We start from the raw sequence: 19,482 nt of genomic DNA on the forward strand, positions 1-19,482 counted from the left end.
CCGAGTGTGTCAGGCGGTGGTGGCCAGCGCGATGTGGAGGCTGTGCTCGACGATGCCGAGCATGAGGGCCCGGTCGGGGTAGCCGCCGTCGAGCAGGCGCAGGGGACCGGCGACCAGGGACAGGTGCAGGGCCAGTTCGTACAGGGCGGTGCGGGCCGGGTCCAGGGGGCGGGTGGCCAGGCGCGGGTGGTGCCCGCCGAAGCGCAGGCGCAGGAAGGCGTGCTCCCACTCCACGTCGAAGAACATCAGCCCCTCGATGTCGATCAGGACGGGGGCGCCCTGGGCGTCGACCAGGACGTGGTCGGGTCCGAGTTCGCCGTGGATGAGCGCGTGTTCGCGGCGGGGTTCCACGCGCGCGGCCAGGGTGTGCAGGGTGGCGGTGAGGCGTTCGCGGCTCCGGCGCATGCGCGGGTCGCGGTGGGCGGCCTCGTCCAGGTCGGTCAGGGCCCGGTCCAGGACCAGCTGGTGGCAGGAGGGGGCGTCGGCGGCGCCGCCCGCGTCCAGGTGGGCGACCTTGCCGAAGGCGGTGTCGGTGCTCGCGTGCATGGTGCGCAGGTCGCGGCCCAGGCGGTCCAGGACCGGACGCGCGGCGCGGGGGTCGCGGTGCAGGAGTTCTTCGAGGGTGGGACCGGGGACGTCCTCGAGGACGGCCAGGCAGCCGGGGCGGTGGGCGCCGCTGGTGTCCAGGGCGTACAGGCGGGGGACGCGCACGCCCAGGTCGGTCAGGGCGCGGTGGGCGGCGGTGAACAGGTCGGCGCCCGAGGCGTGGGAGAAGGGGTCGGCCGGGTCGGCGCCGTGCGCGGTGGCGGGCCAGTAGTCCTCGCTGTCGTGCCACAGGTAGGCGATGACGGTGGTCTGGTCCAGAGCCAGGCGGTAGACGCCCTTCTTAGAGCCGCCGCGCAGGCGCTGGACGGCGCGGGCGGGGCCGGGGCGCCCGAGCAGGTCGGGGACGGCGCGGGCGAGGTCGACGGCGGGCGCGCTCATGGCACTCCTGAGGGGTGTGGTGGGGTGGGCGGCCATCCTCGCACGGCCCCGGCGGGGTGTGCCCGTGGTTTTGGCGCCGACCACTCGCCGCGGGCCGGAGCCGCGAGCCCGGCTCAGTCGACGCGGCCGTCCCGGCCGGCGGCGGGTGGGGCCGCGCGCCGCCGGCGCTCGTCGGCGCGGGGTTCAGGCGCGGTCGATGGGGGACAGGACGCGGGAGAGCAGGTCGGCCAGCTGGGCGCGTTCGTCGCCGGTCAGGGGTCGCAGGAGGTCGGCCTCGCGGTCGAGCTGTCCGGCGAAGAGGGTGTCGGCCAGGGCCTGTCCGCGTTCGGTGAGGCGGACCTGGACCTCGCGGCGGTCGCGTTCGAGGGGGGTGCGGGTGATGAGCCCGGCGGCCTCCAGGCGGGTGAGGCGTTTGGTGGTGGCGGCGCCCGAGGAGATGGTCTCGCGGGTGAGCTGGCGGGGGCGCAGTCCGTGGGGGGAGCGGCGCAGGGCGGCCAGGACCTCGAACTCGGGGCGTGTGACCTCGGCGTCGGCGAGTCCGTCCTCGGTGGCGTTGTTCATCAGGGCGGCCAGGCGAAGGACGCGGCCCATGGCGGCCATGCTGGTCAGGTCCAGGTCGGGGCGCAGGCGCGACCAGCTGTCGAGGAAGCGGGAGACGGCGTCGCTCATGGTGTCCTTCGCGTGTGCGGCGGGGCCGGTCGCCGGGTGCGGGCGGGCGTGCCCGTGGGCGGGGTGCCGGGCGGAAGTGGGCGGTCTCTCCCCCCGCGGGGGTTCGTCCGGCCCGCAGAACATCCTAAGATAATTTACTTGTGAATTACTTTTATCGCCTGTGGGGTGCGCTACGCCGCACCCTCACCACCCGCGGGGCCTTCGCGCCCAGGCCCGTGCGCGGCAACGTCGCCGTCACCGCGCTGCGCGCCGGAGTGTGCGTGGCCCTGCCCCTGCTGGCGCTGCACGCCGCGGGGCGCATCGACCTGGCCCCCTACGCCGCCATGGGCTGCTTCACCGCCCTGTACGCGCGCGACGACACCTACGCCCGCCGCGCCCGGCTCCTGGCCGTGGTCGGCGCGACCCTGACCCTGGCCGTGGCCCTGGGCGCGCTGGTCTCGGCCGCGCTCCCCCACCCCCTGGCCGCCATCACGGTCGTGGCCCTGGTCGCCGGAGGGGCCAAGTACCTCTCCGACGCCCTGGAGTTCGGCGCCCCGGCCGGGCTGATGTTCGTCTTCGCCGCCGGGGTGGCCGCCTACAACCCCCAGCCCCTGACCGCGCTGCCGGTGGTGGCGGCCACCACCGCGGCCGCGGCCGCCCTGTGCTGGGCCCTGGCCCTGGTCGGCGCCCTGGTCCATCCCACCGCCCCCGAACGCCTGGCGGTCGCCCGCGCCCTGCACGCCCTCGCCCGCCACCTGCGCCACCCCGCACCCCCCGCCCGCACCGGTGCCGAGACCGCCCTCCACCAGGCCTGGCACGTCCTGCTGTCCTCCCCCGGGCACACCCCGACCCGCCAGGCCCTGGAGGTCCTCACCGCCCGCGCCGAAACCCTGCTCACCGGAACCGGAGACCGCGTCACCGACGCCCGCGCCGCCGCCGAGATGAGCGAACTGGCCCGCCGCCTGCGCACCGAACGCGCCGTCGAACCCCTGGTCGGCGCCGACGAGCACGCCGCCCTGTCCCAGGCCGCCGCACACCTGCGCCGCCACCACGCACCCCCGCCCGGGGCGGTCGAGCGCCTGCGCGCCGCACTGCGCGCGCCCTCGCCCACCCCGGTGTCGGTGGTGCGCATCGTCCTGGCCTGCCTGCTGGCCGGTGCCCTGGCCTGGGCGCTGGGCATGGGACACGGCTACTGGGCCGCCGTCTCGGCCGGATCGGTCCTGCAGGCCGTCAACGTCACCACCACCTGGCACCGCACCCTGCAACGCGGCGCGGGCACGGTCGTGGGCGTGGCGCTGGCCGCCGTGCTCTTCAGCCTGGACTACTCCCCGCTGGGCGTCATCGCGCTGGTGGTGGCGTGCCAGATGGCGGCCGAACTGGTGGTGACCACCAACTACTCCTACGCCATCGTGTTCGTCACCCCCCTCACCCTGGCCCTGTCGGGCCTGGCCGACGCCGACCCGGGCGCGGACGGGCTGGCGGCCGAGCGGCTGTGGGCCACCGTGCTGGGAGCCGCGGTCGGGCTCCTGGTGTGCGCGGCGGTCGCCAACCGCCGCGCCGGGGACCACCTGAGCCAGGCCCTGGCCGCGTGCGAGCGCGAACTCGCCCGGGCGCGGGAGTGCGCGGGCGCCGACGCGGCCGCGCACCGACGCCTGGCGCGCAGCCTGGTGGCGCTGCGCGCCTCCCACGCCCTGGCCGAGGGGGAGCCGTGGCTGGCCGGGGCGTGCGCGCGGGAGGTCCAGGACGTGGAACGCCGCGCCCGCGCCCTGCTGGACGGGGCCGCCCTGCCCGGCCGAGCGGTCGGCGCCCTTCCGGAGTGAGGCGCAGGACGGAACCCACGGCAGGGCGAGGCCGCCGGCGGCTGCCAGCGCGGGCCGGGAACGCCGTCGACCACCGCGGTCCATGCCGCGAAGCGGGGACCACACGAGGCCGCGGTGCTCAGCCGAGCGCGGCGGCCCGCACCCCCAGGAGTTCATACCAGGCCCGCTCACCCCGCTCGGTGATCCGCAACGCCCTCCCCGAACCCACGCGCGCGCACCACCCCGCGTCCAGCGCGTGGCGGCACAGCGCCGCCCCGGCCGTTCCGGCCAGGTGCGGCAGGCGTTCGGTCCAGTCCAGGCACGAGCGCACCAGCGGGCGCTTTCCCCCGCGCGCCAGCGGTATCCGCTGCTCGGCGAACCAGGCCACCCCGGCCTCGGTGAGCGCGAACCCCGTGTCCTGGGTCAGCAGGCCCCGCCCCGTCATGGCCCGGGTGACGGCGCAGCCCAGCCCTCCGGCCAGGTGGTCGTAGCAGGTGCGCGCCCGCGCCAGGGCCCGGTCGGCGTGCACGGTGCGCAGGGTGCGCGGGCGCTGGTGGGCCGGGCCCGGGTCGGCGTGCGCGGCCAGGGCCTCCACCAGATGCGCCACCGCCTCGTCGGCCAGGCGCACGTAGCGGTGGCGGCCCTGGCGTTCCTGGGCGAGCAGACCGCCCTCGACCAGCCGGGTCAGGTGCTCGCTGACGGTGGAGGCACCCACACCGGTGTGGCGGGCCAGCTCCCCGGCGGTCCAGGCGCGCCCGTCCAGCAGCGCCAGGCACACCCCGGCGCGGGTGGGGTCGGCCAGCAGGGCGGCCAGGGCGGCCAGGCGGGTGGCGTCGGGAGCGTGCATACCTCCAGGATGCGTCGTACACGGTGCGGCGGCGACCGAAACGTGGCGCGCGGCCGGTCCGCACGAACCGGCAGGCCGGAAAAGGGGCGGCGCCCCCACCCGCGGGTAGGTAAGGGGGGAGAGGTCACGCCCATGGACACCGGGCCCACAGGAGTGGCGCCTCCGACCCGGCCCCGCGACGAAGCCTCACGAGCGGCAGCGCACCGCCGTACCCGAACGCAGCGACCCCGTCGCCTCCAGGAGGAACTCCGTGAGCACCACCTCGATCACCACCACCGTCAAGCTCTCCATAAGCCAACCCAACGCCGAGGACGTCAAGGTGTTCTGGCGCCGGGACCACCCCGACCTCCTGGCCCTGGCCCTGGTCGACGTGGCGCCCGGAGTGACCCTGCACCTGCATGACGACAGCGGGGACCGCCCCTACCTGGACAAGCTGATCCAGACCCTGACCCAGGTACGCGACCGGATGTCCGAGAGGTCCGACGACCAGGACACCTGACCGCCGTGCCCGGGCGGGGCGCGGCGACGGTCCACCCGGGCACGGCGTACACGGGGGTCCGGACGGTCAGCGGGTGCCCGTCACCACGGTGGCCTCCCACTCCGGGCAGGAGACCACCTCACAGGCCAGACCGCCTCGGACGAAGGCCTCCCGCGCGGCCAGAACCTGCTCCTGACCCACCTCCACCAGCACCCGGCCGCCCGGAGCCAGCCACCGGCCGGCGTCGGCTGCCACACGGCGCAGCAGGTCCAGCCCGTCCTGTCCCCCGTCCAGGGCCCGCCGGTCCTCGTGCACGCGCGCCTCGGCGGGCAGCAGCGCGATCCGGTCGGTGGGGACGTAGGGCACGTTGGCGACCAGCACCTGGACGCGGCCGCGCAGATCCGGGGGCAGGGCGTCGTACAGGTCGCCCCGGTGCACCCGGTGCCCGGGCAGGTTGCGCCGGGCGCAGGCCACGCTGGCGGCGTCGATGTCGGCGGCGTGCAGGGTGATGTCGGCGCGGGTGTGCGCCAGGACCGCGCCCAGGGCCCCCGAACCGCAGCACAGGTCCACGGCCACGGCGCCGGGGGTGAGCAGGGCGCGGGCCTGGCGGGCCAGGAACTCGGTGCGCGGGCGGGGCACGAACACGCCCTCGTCCACGCGCACGCGCAGCCCGCAGAACAGGGCCCAGCCCAGGACGTGTTCGAGGGGCAGGCCGGCGCAGCGGCGCCGGACCATCCGATCCTGTTCGTCGGGGGTGCGCGCGGCGGAGGCGATCAGGTCCGCCTCCTGCTCGGCGAAGACGCAGCCCGCTTCGCGCAGACGGGCGACGAGGGCAGGGGAGACCGGGGAAGGTGGGGATGCCACGAGAGCCTTTCGACGAACTGTCGGGCGCTCCGGCTACGACGCGGGTGCGTGACCTCGCGGTGGGAACGCCCCTCCTGCGACAGCGGAGATCGTCCTCACCCCCTCGGTTGTGCGGTTCGGTGCCCCGGAACTCTACCCGACCGGGCCCGTCTCAGGAGTCGCGGGGCGGCACCGGCAGGCGTTGCAGGTCCTGGGCCAGTGTGAGGGGCCCGTCGAACTCGGCGGCGGCCTCGGCGAGGAAGCGGGCGTCGTCGCGGTCCTCGTAGCGTTCGGAGATGTGGGTGAGCACCAGGGTGCGCGCCCCGGCGCGCGCGGCCACGCGCCCGGCCTGGCGGGCGGTCAGGTGGCCGTAGGCGCGGGCCAGGTGCTCCTCGGTGTCCAGGTAGGTCGACTCGATCACCAGCATGTCGGCTCCGCGCGCGAGTTCGACCGCCTCCTCGCACTCGGCGGTGTCCATCACGAACGCCATGACCTGGCCCCGGCGCGGCCGCGCGCAGTCGGCCAGCTCCACGCGGCGCCCCTGGGCGGTGGTGACCGACCCCCGCCGCTGGAGTTCGCCGACCATGGGGCCGCGCACGCCGTGGGCGGCCAGCCGTTCGGGCAGCATCCGCCAGCCGTCCGGTTCGGCCAGCCGGTAGCCGTAGGCGGTGGTCGAGTGGCGCAGCGGCAGCGCGGTGACGCGCAGGTCCGACTCGCCCAGCAGACAGGAACCGGTGCCGCCGACCGGCTGGGGGAGTACGACGTCGGTGTCGTGGAAGGCGGTGGCGTGGCGCAGCCGCCGCCAGTAGCTCTGGCCGTCGGCGGGGTAGGCCACGCGCACGGTGTGGGGCACCCGGTCGCGGGCGATGCGCTGGATGGTGCCGGGCAGGCCCAGGCAGTGGTCGCCGTGGAAGTGGGTGACGCAGATGCGGGTGATGTCGGTGGCGGCCAGGCCCGCCAGGCGCATCTGGCGCTGGGTCCCCTCGCCGGGGTCGAACAGGACGCCGTGGGTGTCCCAGCGCAGGAAGTAGCCGTTGTGGTTGCGGCGGCGGGTGGGCACCGCGCTGGAGGTGCCCAGGACCACGAGTTCGCGTACGGACATGGGAGGGATCCTGCCACAGTGCGGGTCGGGGCCCCTGCCAGGAAACGTGCGGGTCCGCGCGTACCCGCGAGCGGGTGCCGTCCCTGCTCCCCGTCGCCCGGGAGAGGGGCCAGGACGTCGCCCCGGCCCGTCGGCGCCGACAGGGCCCGCGTGCCGCACGCGCTCACCGCCGACCGGTGGAGGAAGCGCCCACCTCTTGGGGCAGCCCTCCTCGCCCCGGGGGTGGGCCCGTCCCCACTTGATCCGCGCAACGGGCAAGGTTCTGACCAGTGAGTTCAGCAGATCGATGGAGAATCCAACTGCAAGGAGTCGCAAACAACCTGATCACTGTTCGCGCTTCTCTCGGCTGACCCGCTCAGAAAACTGTGTCCGTACACGACTGCCACAGGCGCGGTCCGGATGGAACATCAGCCCCTCGCTGATGTTGGCAGTGGCCAGAAAGGCGGTCACGAACGTGTTTCTGGTGGTGAGTGTTCGAGTCAACAAGCTGACGCGACGATGTCCAGGAGCTGTTGGTGGAGGCCGGATCTTGCGAACAGAGCGACACCCGTGTCAATGCGCTGCTGGCCAGAGAGGTCACTGAAGACGCCGCCAGCCTCTTGGACGATGGGTACCAGCGCGGCAATGTCCCATGGGCCTGCTCCCATCAGAAGGAAGGCATCCAACTGACCGGTCGCGACAAGAAGGCCGCCATGACAGGTGCCGGATCCAGCGGACGGTTTCCGGGCCGGAGGCGTGGTGGGACCGACCGTGGACCACTCGCGCGAGGGCCGGGTATGTGCGACGTGTTCGGCGAGTGTCGCTGCGATGGTGCGTTGGGATTCGCTCATCCTCGTGGAGGGCGGCCAGATCCCGAGAGTGGCATCGTGCACGTCACCACCATCAGCGATGGACAGACGATGCGGGGGTGTCGGTGACTGGGAGGAATACGACCCCTCCCATGAGCCAGTGCCTGGAACCGCCCACCAGCGGCGACCCAGCGCTGGTGCGGAGACCATGCCCAAAGTGATATCGCCGTCTTCCTCGACGGCAATCAGCGTGCTCCACTCCGGCTCACCAGCGATGAAACTCGCGGTTCCGTCGATGCCGTCGATGATCCAGCGGCGGTGGGCGGTACCAAAGGCGTCGGACTCCTCGCCGAGGAATGCGTCGTTGGAGTAGTGCTGGCGGATCTGGGACCACAGGGTTTGCTCGATCTCCCGGTCAACGTCGGTGACCGGACTTCCGTCTCCCTTGGCGCGGACCGTGAGGCCATCCGCCGCCAAGTGGTGCTGTGCGATGGCTCCTGCCCGGTCGGCCAGGTGGTGCGCCAGCACCAGAACTGCTGGGTCTGTCATAGCGCTCCTTCCCGTGGGTACCCCATGCGCCCACGTTCCCTACGTAGCCCAGCAGATACACAGCCCGTGAGCACTTCGGCTGAGAGAGCTGAGCGGAGTGAGCACGTCAACCGCGAAGGGAGCTGCCCGGCTGCGCACACCGTCTGCGAATCTCACCAGACCGGAGCACTCCAGACGCGAGTGGAGCAGGTCGCGTACGCCGGGACGGAGGGCCCTGGGGGCCACGCGACGTTAGTACAGCCCTCGCTGTATCCATCGCGTTTTCGGGCCCCGGCCAGCAGTCCCCGAGGGCGCCGCCAACGAAACTCCGGGCTCCCCCGCCCTCTTTGTAGCAACACATGTAGTAACACCTTATAAGGTTCACTTATCGGAGGTGAGAACGCGGGGGTGTCTGGACCTTCATTGCGTGTGCGGATTGGCTTTACGTTAACTAATAACGTAACCAACGAAACGTTATTAGTTCCACCGGAGAGCCGACCTGCCAGGGCTCTGCGGTCAGGTGCCCCTGGCGGCCGTCAGTGACGGCCGCGACCTGGGGGAACGGCCCTGGTCGGGGTCCAGGACCAGCGCCGTGACGCCGCTGACGGTCTCGGGGCGTGAGCAGGATCGTGCGCTAAGCGCCCTGCACACAGGTCGGCCAGGCGTGGCCTCCTCGCCGTGACGGCGCCGCGGAAAAGCTCTCGCCCAACGACCACAGGCCCTGGCCAGACAAGGGCCGCGCACTGGGGTCAGGCACCCGCGGAGTCGAGCACCAGGCCCAGCGCGCTGAGCCCCGCACGGGAGGGTCAGGCGTCTCCGTTGAGCATGGCGGCGGTCAGGACGCCGCCGGCGACGCCCCAGCCGCCGTCGGCGACCTCCTCGACCAGCACGACGGTGGTGGGTCGGGCCCGCTCACCGTAGATCTCCACGTACAGGTCGGTGGTGCGCTCGACGAGTTTCTTCTTGTCCTCGGGGGTGATGGTGCCCGCGGGGACCTTGAAGTTGGCGAAAGGCATGGGTGTTCCTCCTTGGTTGGGTTCTCCCGTGATGCGGAAGCATGTGTCCGAGAACGTGTGGCCACGGTGCCGTTCTCGGTTGGTGTGGGCGTTGGCAGGTGCCGGCGCGGGGGTCAGCGGTTCGTCGGTGCCGAGCCGTTGGCGGGACCGCGCCCGGATCCGGGCGCACATGAGCGGCTCCACCTCGCAGCCGTCGCGGCTGGGGGCGCTGCGTGCGTCAACGGCTTGGGTCGGCGAGGGAGAAGCGGTCGGTGCCGCCCGGCCGGACGCCGGGGGCGACGGGGTGCGGCGTCCGACCGTGGCGTCACACCAGGCCCCCGTTGGCCCGGATGACCTGGCCGTTCACCCAGTGCCCTGCCGGGCTGGCGAGGAAGGCGACCACCTGGGCGATGTCCTGGGGGGTGCCCAGCCGCTCCAGGGGCGCCGCCTTGGCGAGCTGGTCGATCTGCTCGGGGGTCTTGCCTTCGAGGAACAGGTCCGTGGCCGTGGGGCCCGGGGCGACGGTGTTCACGGTGATGTCCCGCCCGCGCAGCTCGCGGGCGAGGATCAGCGTGACCGACTCGACGGCCGCCTTGCTCGCCGCATACGCACCGTAGGCAGGGAAGCTGGTGCCGACCACGGAGGTCGAGAAGCCCACGAACGAGCCGCCCGCGCGCAGTCGTCGGGCGGCCTGCTGGGCGACGACGAAAGCGCCACGGATGTTGGTGCGGTGTACGGCGTCGAGCACCGCCAGGTCGAGGTCGGCGATGGGCGACAGAGCGAGTCGGCCGGCGCAGTTCACCACGGCGTCCACCTCGCCGAACACCTGCTCGGCCCGGTCGAACAGCTCGGCGACCGCGTGCTCGTCCGCCACGTCCGCCCGCACCGAGACCGCCCGCCCGCCGGCGGCGGTGATCGCCGCCACCACCTCCTCGGCGGCGGCCGCGTCGCGGGCGTAGTTCACCACGACGGCGAGGCCGTCCTGGGCGAGTCTGAGGGAGACCGCTCGGCCGATGCCGCGTGATCCGCCGGTAACGACGGCGACACGCGCGTCCGGCGAAGGGGTGCTTGTGGTGTGGTCCGTAGTCATGTCCTCCACGGTGCACGCCGCCGACCGGGGGAACCAGGGGATCTCATCCCCTGTGTCGGCGTCCCGGCCGGACGCAGAATGGATGACATGGGTTCTGTGAGATACACCGAGCTGGGAGCTTTCCTGCGCTCGCGGCGTGAACGCATCCGTCCGGCCGATGTGGGACTTCCCCACGGGCTCCGCCGCCGGGTGCCCGGGCTGCGCCGCGAGGAGGTCGCCCAGCTCGCAGGCGCATCGGTGGACTACTACAACGAACTCGAACGCGGTGCCGGATCCCAGCCCTCCGAGCAGATGGTCGCCGCTCTGGCGAGGGCCCTGCGCCTGACCGCCGACGAGCGCGACTACCTCTACCACCTGGCCGACCGCCCGGTGCCCGCGCACGGCGGACCGGCCTCGCACGTCCACCCCGGCATGCTCGACCTGCTCATCCGTCTGACGTCGACACCCGCGCAGGTCATCACCGACCTGCACGTCACCCTCGTGCAGAACCCGCTGGCGATAGCGCTGCTCGGGGACCACTCCGGCCTCCGCGGCGCCCGGGCCAGCTTCGTCCACCGGTGGTTCACCGAGCCCGGCGCCCGGCAGATGTATCCCGAAGCCGACCACGAGGGCCAGTCCCGGGCCTTCGTCGCCGACCTGCGGGCAGCCGCCGCCAGACGAGGCGCCAAGGACACCGAAGCCCGTTCGATGATCAGCTCGCTGACCGACGCCTCCCCCGAATTCGCCGCCCTGTGGGCCGAACACGACGTGGCGTTCCGGCGCGACGACCGCAAACGCCTCAACCACCCCACGCTCGGCCTGATCGAGGTCAACTGCCTCCACCTGTTCAGCGAGGACGGCCGACAGCGGCTGCTCTGGTTCACCCCCGCGGTCGGCACCGACAGCGCCGACCTCCTTGACCTGCTCGCCGTTCTCGGTACCCAGGAAGTCACCGGACCGGCGCTCTGAGGACTCCCGACCGCGATCCCGGGGCCGTGCAGCGCCCCTCACCGTCCGGGTTGGAAACGGGCGGTGCGCAGCGACCGCGACACCCACCAGCCCACCACGCGGCGGGAGGACACACCGATCACGAACGCGGCGTAGACCCACCCGGCGGCCGTTGCCCCTTTCGGGCCTGCTGGGTCCCCTCCGGAGGCGACGGGGCCCTCGGGGCGTGCGCATGCCGGCAGCGAACGCGGCCGGATCGGTGAACTACTGTTGCTTGCCATGGCGCACCCCCCGATCGGCCTCACCGCGGAGTTGGTCCGAGGTCTGCTGCTCGAACAGCACCCCGACCTCGCCGACCGCCCCCTGCACTCGGGATCGCGGGGCTGGGGAAACCAGATGTGGCGGCTGGGCGACGACCTCGCCGTCCGGCTGCCCTGGTCATGGCGGTCCACCAACGCGCTGATGCAGGGAGAGCTCCCCTGGCTGCCCGCGCTCGCCCCGCGCCTTCCCCTGCCGGTCCCGGTCCCGCTGCGGCTGGGCGTGCCCAGCCCCCGGTTCGAACGGCCCTGGATCGTCACCACCTGGGTACCGGGCACACCCGCCGACCTGGCCCCCGCCACGGACGCCGAACGGGCGGCCGAGGACCTGGCCGCCTTCCTGACCGCTCTGCACCAGCCCGCCCCCGACAACGCCCCCGCCAGCGGCAAGGGCGGCCCCCTCACCGACTGCGCCGAGCAGTTCCGCGAACAGTTCGCCTCGGCCACCGCGATGGGGCTGGTCGAGGATCCGGACGCCGTCCGCGCGATCTGGAGGAACGCCGTCGCCGCACCCGCGTGGCGGGGCCCCGCGCTGTGGCTGCACGGCGACCTGCACCCGGCCAACGTCCTGACCGCGGACGGCACCTTCTGCGGCGTGGTCGACTTCGGCGACCTGTCCACGGGCGACCCGGCCTGCGATCTGGCCGCCGCCTGGATCCTGCTGCCGGACGGCGCCGTCAGGCGCTTCTACCGCGCCTACCGGCCGACCCCGGACCCCGCGACCCTGCGCCGGGCCCGCGGGTGGGCCGTGCTGTGCGCCCTGGGCGGCCTCCTCGTCGGCGAGGCCGGGGTCCGCGGACGCGCGGGCGGCCACGCCAGCTGGGGGGCGCCCGCCCGCGCCGCGCTACGGCGCCTCACCAAGGGCTGAACAGGGCCCCGGCAGGGAGAAAGGCGTGCGCCGGGCGGGTGCTCGGCCCGGCGCACACCCCCTCCGCGCGGGGTCAGCCGTTGTAGGGGGCCGCGACGTCCAGGACCCAGACGACGCCGAAGCGGTCCTTGAGCATCCCGTAGAGCGGCGCCCACTGGGAGGGCTCCAGCGGCTGCACGATGGTCGAGCCCACGGACAGCTTCTCCCAGAAGCCGGTGATCTCGTCGGCGCTGTCACCGCGCACGGAGACGAAGACGGCGTTCTCGCCCTGGTCCCACGGCATCGCCGAGGGCACGTCGTAGGCCATGACGCGGAACCCGTTGTCCGCGACCACCTGGCCCCAGACCACCCAGTCCGCCTCGTCGGGGTTGGTCACGTTGCCCGCGTCCTTGTAGGTGACGGCGACGACGTCCCCGCCGAAGACGGAGTGGTAGAAGTCGAGCGCCGCGCGGGCGTCGCCGCGCAGGTTCAGGTGGGTCGTGGTCGTGACGGACATGCCGGCTCCCTGGTCGTGTGGGTGTGGACATGCGCCGAGCGGGTGCGTGTCACGGGCGGACGCCACCGCTCCCCTTGGCGGCGGGCACCTGGTGCCCGCCGCCGATGGGCCGTGACCCGCGATGACCGCGCCTGTGTCGGTCCCCGTCGGCGTCTGCGGTCTCACATTGGCAGGGGTAGGGGCCAGGGTGTGTCCTCTACTTCCAGCAGGATGGATCCCATGGTGATGAAGACTTCCGCCCGCCTGCTGGCGCTGCTCTCCATACTCCAGACCCGCCGGGACTGGTCGGGGCAGGACCTGGCCGACCGGCTGGACGTCAGTGCGCGCACGGTCCGACGTGACGTGGACCGTCTGCGCGAACTCGGCTACCCGATCACGACCTTCAAGGGGCCCGACGGCGGGTACCGGCTCGACGCGGGGTCGCGGATGCCCCCGCTGCTGTTCGACGACGAGCAGGCCGTCGCGCTGGCCGTCGCGCTCCAGGCGGCCACGGCCACCGGCGCCGGGATCGGGGAGGCCGCGGCGCGCGCCCTCAACACCGTTCGACAGGTCATGCCCGCCCGCCTGCGCCAACGGATCAACGCGGTCCGGGTCGCCGTGGTCGCCCCGCCCTCCGCCCCGCGGGCGCGGGCCGACGGCGGGCTGCTCACGGCGATCAGCGCCGCCGTGCACGCCCGCGAGGAACTGCGCCTGGACTACGCCCCCGCCTTCCGGTCCGCCTCCCGGGACGAGGCCGCCGTGGGCCCGCGCCGGGTCCAGCCCCACCACCTGGTCACCTGGGCGGGGCACTGGTACCTCCTGGCCTGGGACGTCGAGCGCGAGGACTGGCGGACCCTGCGGGTGGACCGCATCGCGCTGCGCAGTCCCAACGGCCCCCGGTTCACCCCTCGGGAGGTGCCCGGGGGTGATGTGGCGGCCTTCCTCATCGGCAGGTTCCGGGGCTCGGACGGAACGGTCGACTGGCCCTGCCGCGGTGAGGTGATCCTCGACCTGCCCGCCCGCGCCGTCGCTCCCTTCGCGCACGACGGGCTGGTCGAGGAGGTGGGTCCCGAGCGCTGCCGCCTGGTCCTCGGCTCCTGGTCGTGGGTCGGCCTGGCCTCGGCCGTCGGCCGCTTCGACGCCGACTTCGAGGTCGTCGGACCGCCCGAGCTGGAGGACGCCTTCGCGCGGCTGGCCCGCCGTTACGCGGGCGGCGGCCGTCAGGCCCGCGCCCCCGAGCGCTGACCGCGCCGGAGGGCGGATCGCCGCACTCCGGGGCGCGGGCGGCCCCGGCCCCGGACGGGTGAGACCGGTGGGGGTTCGAAGCCCCGGCCGGGAGGCCTTTGGTGCGCGGAATCGGGCGTACAGAAGGGGATGCAGCGCCCATAATGATGGTTCGTGATCATAGACAAGGCGATTTACCACGACGGCAGGCGCCAGGAGATCGAGGGCGACATCAGCGACGCCTTCGACGAGGCCCGCCGCGAGCAGGGCGACTGCTTCGTGTGGATCGGGCTCCACGAACCCACCGCGGAGGAGTTCGGCCTCATCGAGGAGGAGCTCACCCTCCACCCCCTGGCCGTGGAGGACGCGCTCACCGCCCACCAGCGCCCCAAACTGGAACACTACGACGACACCCTGTTCGCCGTGGTCAAGACGCTCGCCTACCACGAGGAGACCTCCGACGTCGAGGTCGGCGAGGCGACGCTGTTCATCGGCGAGGACTTCGTGGTCAGTGTCCGCCACGGCGCCGCCAATCCGCTCGACCGCGTCCGCAGGCGTCTGGAGGCCGATCCCACCCTGCTGGCCATGGGCCCCGCCGCCGTGCTCTACGGGGTGTGCGACGAGATCGTCGACCACTACGGCACGGTGGTGCACGAGATCGAGTCCGACATCATCGAGCTGGAGCGCGCGGTCTTCCGTCCCCGCGGCTCGGACGTGACCGAGGACATCTACCACCTCAAACGCGAGGTGCTGGAGTTCCGCAGCGCGGAGAGCCCGCTCATCCCGGTGCTGGAGGAGATCGCCAAGGGGCGCATCCAGCGGTTCGAGGAGACCAGGGAGTACTTCCGCGACGTCCTGGACCACCTGCTGCGGGTGGACGACCAGGTCGACGACCACAACGAGCTGCTCACCAGCGCGCTCACCGCCCACCTGGCCCTGCTGGGCAAGCAGCAGAACGAGGACGTCCGCAAGATCTCCTCCTGGGCGGCCGTCATCGCGATTCCCACCATGATCGCCGGGTTCTACGGCATGAACTTCGACCACATGCCCGAACTGCACTGGCTGTTCGGATACCCCCTCATCATGGGCGTGATGGTCGGCGCCTCCGGCCTGGCCTACCACCGGCTGCGCAAGAACGGCTGGTTGTAGACGCCCCGGTCCGGGCACGGTCCACGAACGCGGATCCCCTCCCCGCACCGCACAGGCTCCTCCCTGATACGCACAACCCCTTGCCTAAAACCCTTAGGAAAAAGTACAGTGGTTTCCGGCAGAGAGGGGAGAGGTTATGGCACGCGCGGGACTGACCACCGAACGCCTCACCGAGGCGGGAGCAGAGCTGGCAGACGAGGTCGGCTTCGAGCGGGTGACCGTCTCGGAGTTGGCCCGGCGCTTCGACGTCAAGGTCGCCAGCCTGTACTCACACCTGCGCAACTCCCAGGACCTGAGAACACAGATCGCCCTGCTCGCCCTGGAGGAACTCGCCGACCGGGCCGCCGACGCCCTGGCCGGACGGGCGGGCAAGGACGCCCTGACCGCCCTGGCCAACGTCTACCGCGACTACGCCCGCGAGCATCCGGGCCGCTACGCCGCGGCCCAGCTCAGACTCGACCCGCAGACGGCCGCCGCCAGCGCCGGTGTCCGGCACGCACAGATGACGCGGGCGATCCTGCGCGGCTACGACCTGACCGAGCCGGACCAGACCCACGCGGTCCGCCTGCTGGGCAGCGTCTTCCACGGCTACGTGACCCTGGAACTGGGCGGAGGGTTCAGCCACAGCGCCCCCGACACCCAGGAGACCTGGACACGGACCCTGGACGCCCTCGACGCCCTGCTGCGCAACTGGCCCGAGCCCTGACCGCGGCCCCCGCACCCTCCCGCCGGCGCCGAGCCGCGCCCGCCGACCCACCAGACTTCACGACGGCCCCGACCACCAGGTTGACACCATGAACACCCAGCAGCACTGGACCACCACACCCCTCACCGCGGACCTCCTGCGCGGCGCCCTCGACCTGGAGCGCACCGAGCGCGGCGTGCTGCCGCACCGGCTGCCCGCGCGGGCCCGCGCCCAGTGCGGGGACCCGCAGCTGCTCATGGCCGAGTCCCAGCCCTCCGGGGTACGGCTGGCCCTGCGGACCCGGGCCACCGCCCTCGAACTCGACACGCTGCCCACCAAGCGCGCCTACACGGGGGCCCCGCCCCGCCCGGACGGCGTGTACGACCTGCTCGTGGACGGACGCCTCGTCGACCAGGCCACTGCGACCGGCGGCGACACCCTGACCGTCGACATGGCCACCGGCTCGGTCGAGCACCGGCCCGGACCCGTGGCCACCGTGCGCTTCACCGACTTGCCCGACCGCGTCAAGGACGTCGAGATCTGGCTGCCGCACAACGAGACCACCGAACTCGTCGCCCTGCGCACCGACGCGGCCGTCGAACCCGCACCCGACCGGGGACGCAGGGTGTGGCTGCACCACGGCAGCTCCATCAGCCACGGCTCCAACGCCGCCAGCCCCACCACCGTCTGGCCCGCGCTGGCCGCCTCCCTCGGCGGTGTGGAACTGGTCAACCTCGGCCTGGGCGGCAGCGCCCTGCTCGACCCGTTCACGGCCCGCGCCATGCGCGACGCCCCCGCCGACCTGATCAGCCTCAAGATCGGCATCAACCTGGTCAACGCCGACCTGATGCGCCTGCGCGCCTTCGGTCCCGCGGTGCACGGCTTCCTGGACACCCTCCGGGAGGGGCACCCCAGCACACCGCTGCTGGTCGTCTCGCCGATCCTGTGCCCCATCCACGAGGACACACCCGGCCCGTGCGCCTTCGACCCGGACTCCCTGCGCGCCGGGGAACTGCGGTTCCGGGCCACCGGCGACCCCGGCGAGCGGGCCGCCGGAAAGCTGACGCTCACCGTCATCCGCGAGGAGCTGTCGCGTGTCGTGCGCCAACGCGCGGCCGAGGACCCGAACCTGCACTACCTCGACGGCCGCGAACTCTACGGTGAGGCGGACAACGCCGAACTGCCGCTGCCCGACGACCTGCACCCGGACGCCGCCACACACCGGCGCATCGGTGAGCGCTTCGCCGAACGCGCCTTCGGCGCGGGCGGCCCGTTCCACGGCCACAGACCCTGAAGGCCCGACCGGCCCGCCCTTCCCTCGCGGGTCAGGCCGGTCCGGAGCGCGCGGACACCAACTTCTGGGCCTCGCGCACGATCTGGGCCAGCCGGGAGTGGTGGGCGCCGGGCCAGTACACCCGCTCGCACCCGGAGCAGCGCGCGAACACGTCGTAGGTGGCGCGGGTGCCCGCCTCCAGGTCCTCGCGTACCTCCTCCTTGGCGGCGTGCACCAGTGCGCCGTTGCACGCCGGGCAGCGGGTCCAGGGCCGCAGAGGCGGAGCGAAGCGCTCCAGCACCTCGCGCAGCTGCCCGGCGGGCAGCTGCTCGCGCACGTAGCCGCCCGCCCGCAGGCCGCTGCGGCTCAACAGTCCGCGGTCGCGGGTGAGCAGCACCCTGTCCTCGGCGTTGGCCTGGCGGAACAGGGAGGGGTCGTCGCGGTCGTTGTCGTAGGCGGTGTCCAGACCCAGCAGGCGCAGGCGCCGGGCCAGGGTGCCCAGGTGCACGTCGAGCAGGAACCGCGGCTCGGCGAAGGGCAGGCGCTGCGGGTACTGCACGGGCAGGACCTCCACGGCCTCGCCCGGGGCGGGGATGTGGGAGGCGGGGGCGGTACGGCCGTCGACGCGCAGCGCGCCGACCTCGGTCAGGGGTACGCCCAACGACTGGACGACGTGTCCGAGGGTGGAGGTGGAGTCGCCCTCCAGGCGCACGGTTCCGCTCCGGTGCCGTGAGGGCAGGAAGAACCGCAGTTCGGGCGCGAAGCTCAGGTCCAGCATCGGTTCTCTTCCTTCCAGCGGGCCGTTCCCGCCCGCGGACCATGGGGCCGATCGGTCGCGGCGGGCCGCGGTGCGGCAGGTACCCGGCGCGGCCGGTGCGCGGTTCAGGACAGGAGCGGGCGGACCCGTTCGGCGGTGAAGCGCACGAAGCCCTCGGGGTCGGGCTCGTCGGCCGTGGGCTGCAACACCACGGTGTCGGCTCCGGCCTCGGCCATGTGCCGCACCGCCTCGGCGACGCGGTCGGCGTCTCCGGCCACGCCGGTCTGCGGCGTCAGGCCCTCGGCGCGCAGTTCGGCGGCCATGCGCCGGTCGGCGCCGGGGCCGGTGGCGGCGAGCAGGTAGACGGTCACGGGGTGGTGGCCGGGACGCCCTGCGGCCTCGCGCCCCTGGTCGACCAGCCTCCGTGCCCGTCGCACGCCGTCCACTCCCGCCGCGGCGTCCAGGATGGTGCCGTCGGCGGCCTGTCCGCTCAGGTGCAGGGTCCGCGGTCCGCGGGCACCGGCCAGTACGGGGACGGGGGCGGTGGGAGGGTAGTCCAGGGCGACGTCGTCCAAGGTGACGTAACGGCCCCGGGAGGTGACCCGCTCCCCGGCCAGCAGGGCGCGCAGCGCGTCCAGGTGTTCGCGCAGGAGGGCGAGAGGGGAGTCGGGGCGCGCGCCGACCTGGGCCATCCAGTCCTGCACGCCGTGGCCCACGCCGATGCGCACGCGGCCGGGGAAGAGCCGGTGCAGGGTGGCGGTCTCCATCGCGGTCAGGGCGACGTTGCGCAGGGGGACGGGGAGCAGGCCCACGCCCACGGTGAGGTTCTCGGTCCAGGCCAGGGCGGCGGAGGCGGCGGCCACGCCGCTCTCCAGGAAGCAGTCCTCCCACAGCCAGAGCTGGTCGAGTCCGGCCTCGTCGGCCGCGCGGGCCACGGAGCGCAGGCGCTCGGGGGGCAGTTGGGGGCGGAAGACGGCTCCGAGTTCGGTCATGGTGCCGTTCTACCGGGCGGGGGTGGGCGGGGACAACGACTTTTGCCCTCTCCGCCGCCGGTGACGCGGGCCGGGGCCTCCATCGGCGGGGAAGGGCCCGGTCGGTCGCTCAGGGCGCGAGGCGCACCACGCCGCCGGAGTCCGTCACCGCGACCAGGGTGATCTCGAAGCCGTTCATGACGAACACGCCCCCGGGCCCCTCCCCGTCCGGGGGCGGGAGGCGACCCGACAGGGTGGTGCCGGGGCCGTAGCCGCTGACGTCCAGCCCGTCCTCGCCCACGGCGTCGACCACGAACCGGTCCACGCCGTGGGAGCCGTCCATGGCGAACTCGTCGCCGCTCTCCACCAGCACCTCGCAGTCGGCGTCGGCGCAGGCCTGCAGGTCGGTGCCGTCTGCGGCCTCGGGCGGCGCCGGGGCGGCGGGAGAGGAGGGGGCGTCCCCGGGAGGGGAGGCGTCGGCGGCCGAGGGGCCGGAGTCCGCCGCGTCCTGCTCCTGCGCTCCGGCGCAGCCGCCGAGCAGGGCGGTTGCGGCCCCGGCGGCTGCCAGGACGCGGATCCGGTGGAGGGTGGTGGTCATGGTGCCCCGTCCATGGGTCGGGCCGCGCACACCCGGGGGCGGGGGGAGGCCGCGCGGCGGTGGCCTCGTCGCCGACGGTTGTGCCCCGGCCGTGCGGTGTCCATACCCCCGCCGATGTGGTGCGCGTCACTCCAGG

20 protein-coding genes are annotated in these 19,482 nt (G+C 73.4%); 8 read left to right on the top strand and 12 right to left on the bottom strand.

Translation table 11 applies throughout. From position 1 onward, the window contains the following. Positions 1-9 precede the first annotated feature (9 nt). Together NDAS_RS09820 and NDAS_RS09825 are read right to left on the bottom strand one after the other, a co-directional pair. Positions 10-984: a phosphotransferase family protein gene (locus NDAS_RS09820; protein WP_013153018.1), complete on the bottom strand. Its 975-nt coding sequence runs from the start codon at positions 982-984 to the stop codon at positions 10-12. Positions 985-1,167: 183 nt separating this feature from the next. After that, positions 1,168-1,653 carry a MarR family winged helix-turn-helix transcriptional regulator gene (locus NDAS_RS09825; protein WP_013153019.1) on the bottom strand — a complete coding sequence of 162 codons (486 nt, stop codon included), beginning with the start codon at positions 1,651-1,653 and terminating at the stop codon, positions 1,168-1,170. Positions 1,654-1,793: 140 nt separating this feature from the next. On the opposite strand from NDAS_RS09825, the gene NDAS_RS29565 reads away from it, so the two are divergent. Then, positions 1,794-3,452: an FUSC family protein gene (locus NDAS_RS29565; protein WP_013153020.1), complete on the top strand. Its 1,659-nt coding sequence runs from the start codon at positions 1,794-1,796 to the stop codon at positions 3,450-3,452. A gap of 118 nt (positions 3,453-3,570) precedes the next feature. On the opposite strand, the gene NDAS_RS09835 is transcribed toward NDAS_RS29565, so the two are convergent. Next, positions 3,571-4,278, bottom strand: a complete 708-nt coding sequence (locus tag NDAS_RS09835; protein WP_013153021.1) for an ArsR/SmtB family transcription factor — start codon at positions 4,276-4,278, stop codon at positions 3,571-3,573. A 250-nt stretch (positions 4,279-4,528) separates the two neighbouring features. Here NDAS_RS09835 and NDAS_RS09840 point away from each other — a divergent pair, with 250 nt between their 5' ends. Next, entirely contained in the window at positions 4,529-4,777 is a 249-nt protein-coding gene (locus tag NDAS_RS09840) for a hypothetical protein (protein ID WP_013153022.1), read from the top strand. 66 nt (positions 4,778-4,843) lie between these two features. Here the strand turns inward: NDAS_RS09840 and NDAS_RS09845 are convergent, their stop codons facing one another. The 5 genes from NDAS_RS09845 to NDAS_RS09865 all read right to left on the bottom strand — a co-directional run bounded on the left by NDAS_RS09845 (position 4,844) and on the right by NDAS_RS09865 (position 10,102). Next, entirely contained in the window at positions 4,844-5,620 is a 777-nt protein-coding gene (locus tag NDAS_RS09845) for a putative protein N(5)-glutamine methyltransferase (protein ID WP_013153023.1), read from the bottom strand. Positions 5,621-5,771: 151 nt separating this feature from the next. Next, a complete protein-coding gene (locus tag NDAS_RS09850; protein ID WP_013153024.1) occupies positions 5,772-6,701 on the bottom strand; it encodes a ribonuclease Z in 930 nt (309 codons plus the stop codon). Positions 6,702-7,180: 479 nt separating this feature from the next. After that, a complete protein-coding gene (locus tag NDAS_RS09855; RefSeq protein WP_013153025.1) occupies positions 7,181-8,038 on the bottom strand; it encodes an inositol monophosphatase family protein in 858 nt (285 codons plus the stop codon). 785 nt (positions 8,039-8,823) lie between these two features. Next, positions 8,824-9,033, bottom strand: a complete 210-nt coding sequence (locus tag NDAS_RS09860) for a 4-oxalocrotonate tautomerase family protein (protein ID WP_013153026.1) — start codon at positions 9,031-9,033, stop codon at positions 8,824-8,826. A gap of 304 nt (positions 9,034-9,337) precedes the next feature. Next, a complete protein-coding gene (locus NDAS_RS09865; protein ID WP_013153027.1) occupies positions 9,338-10,102 on the bottom strand; it encodes an SDR family oxidoreductase in 765 nt (254 codons plus the stop codon). A gap of 87 nt (positions 10,103-10,189) precedes the next feature. Between NDAS_RS09865 and NDAS_RS09870 the strand changes: the two genes are divergently transcribed. Continuing rightward, positions 10,190-11,050: a helix-turn-helix transcriptional regulator gene (locus NDAS_RS09870; protein ID WP_210745396.1), complete on the top strand. Its 861-nt coding sequence runs from the start codon at positions 10,190-10,192 to the stop codon at positions 11,048-11,050. Between the two features lie 258 nt (positions 11,051-11,308). Continuing rightward, a complete protein-coding gene (locus NDAS_RS09875; RefSeq protein WP_013153029.1) occupies positions 11,309-12,214 on the top strand; it encodes an aminoglycoside phosphotransferase family protein in 906 nt (301 codons plus the stop codon). Between the two features lie 73 nt (positions 12,215-12,287). Here the strand turns inward: NDAS_RS09875 and NDAS_RS09880 are convergent, their stop codons facing one another. After that, on the bottom strand, positions 12,288-12,710 hold the full coding sequence (locus NDAS_RS09880; protein ID WP_013153030.1) for a VOC family protein: 423 nt from the start codon (positions 12,708-12,710) through the stop codon (positions 12,288-12,290). A gap of 219 nt (positions 12,711-12,929) precedes the next feature. Between NDAS_RS09880 and NDAS_RS09885 the strand changes: the two genes are divergently transcribed. The 4 genes from NDAS_RS09885 to NDAS_RS09900 all read left to right on the top strand — a co-directional run bounded on the left by NDAS_RS09885 (position 12,930) and on the right by NDAS_RS09900 (position 17,041). Next, entirely contained in the window at positions 12,930-13,934 is a 1,005-nt protein-coding gene (locus NDAS_RS09885) for a helix-turn-helix transcriptional regulator (protein ID WP_013153031.1), read from the top strand. Positions 13,935-14,087: 153 nt separating this feature from the next. After that, on the top strand, positions 14,088-15,062 hold the full coding sequence (gene corA / locus NDAS_RS09890) for a magnesium/cobalt transporter CorA (RefSeq protein WP_013153032.1): 975 nt from the start codon (positions 14,088-14,090) through the stop codon (positions 15,060-15,062). 136 nt (positions 15,063-15,198) lie between these two features. Next, positions 15,199-15,768, top strand: a complete 570-nt coding sequence (locus tag NDAS_RS09895; protein WP_013153033.1) for a TetR/AcrR family transcriptional regulator — start codon at positions 15,199-15,201, stop codon at positions 15,766-15,768. An 88-nt stretch (positions 15,769-15,856) separates the two neighbouring features. After that, positions 15,857-17,041 carry a GDSL-type esterase/lipase family protein gene (locus tag NDAS_RS09900; protein WP_013153034.1) on the top strand — a complete coding sequence of 395 codons (1,185 nt, stop codon included), beginning with the start codon at positions 15,857-15,859 and terminating at the stop codon, positions 17,039-17,041. Positions 17,042-17,072: 31 nt separating this feature from the next. Here the strand turns inward: NDAS_RS09900 and NDAS_RS09905 are convergent, their stop codons facing one another. From NDAS_RS09905 to NDAS_RS09915, 3 genes are all read right to left on the bottom strand, one after another. Next, a complete protein-coding gene (locus tag NDAS_RS09905) occupies positions 17,073-17,798 on the bottom strand; it encodes a Mut7-C RNAse domain-containing protein (RefSeq protein WP_013153035.1) in 726 nt (241 codons plus the stop codon). 104 nt (positions 17,799-17,902) lie between these two features. Beyond that, the gene (locus tag NDAS_RS09910) at positions 17,903-18,769 is read right to left on the bottom strand and encodes an LLM class flavin-dependent oxidoreductase (protein WP_013153036.1); all 867 of its coding nucleotides are present in this window, start codon (positions 18,767-18,769) and stop codon (positions 17,903-17,905) included. A gap of 109 nt (positions 18,770-18,878) precedes the next feature. After that, positions 18,879-19,346 carry a hypothetical protein gene (locus NDAS_RS09915; protein ID WP_013153037.1) on the bottom strand — a complete coding sequence of 156 codons (468 nt, stop codon included), beginning with the start codon at positions 19,344-19,346 and terminating at the stop codon, positions 18,879-18,881. Positions 19,347-19,482 lie beyond the last annotated feature (136 nt).

The organism is Nocardiopsis dassonvillei subsp. dassonvillei DSM 43111 (assembly GCF_000092985.1).
Lineage (GTDB): Bacteria > Actinomycetota > Actinomycetes > Streptosporangiales > Streptosporangiaceae > Nocardiopsis > Nocardiopsis dassonvillei.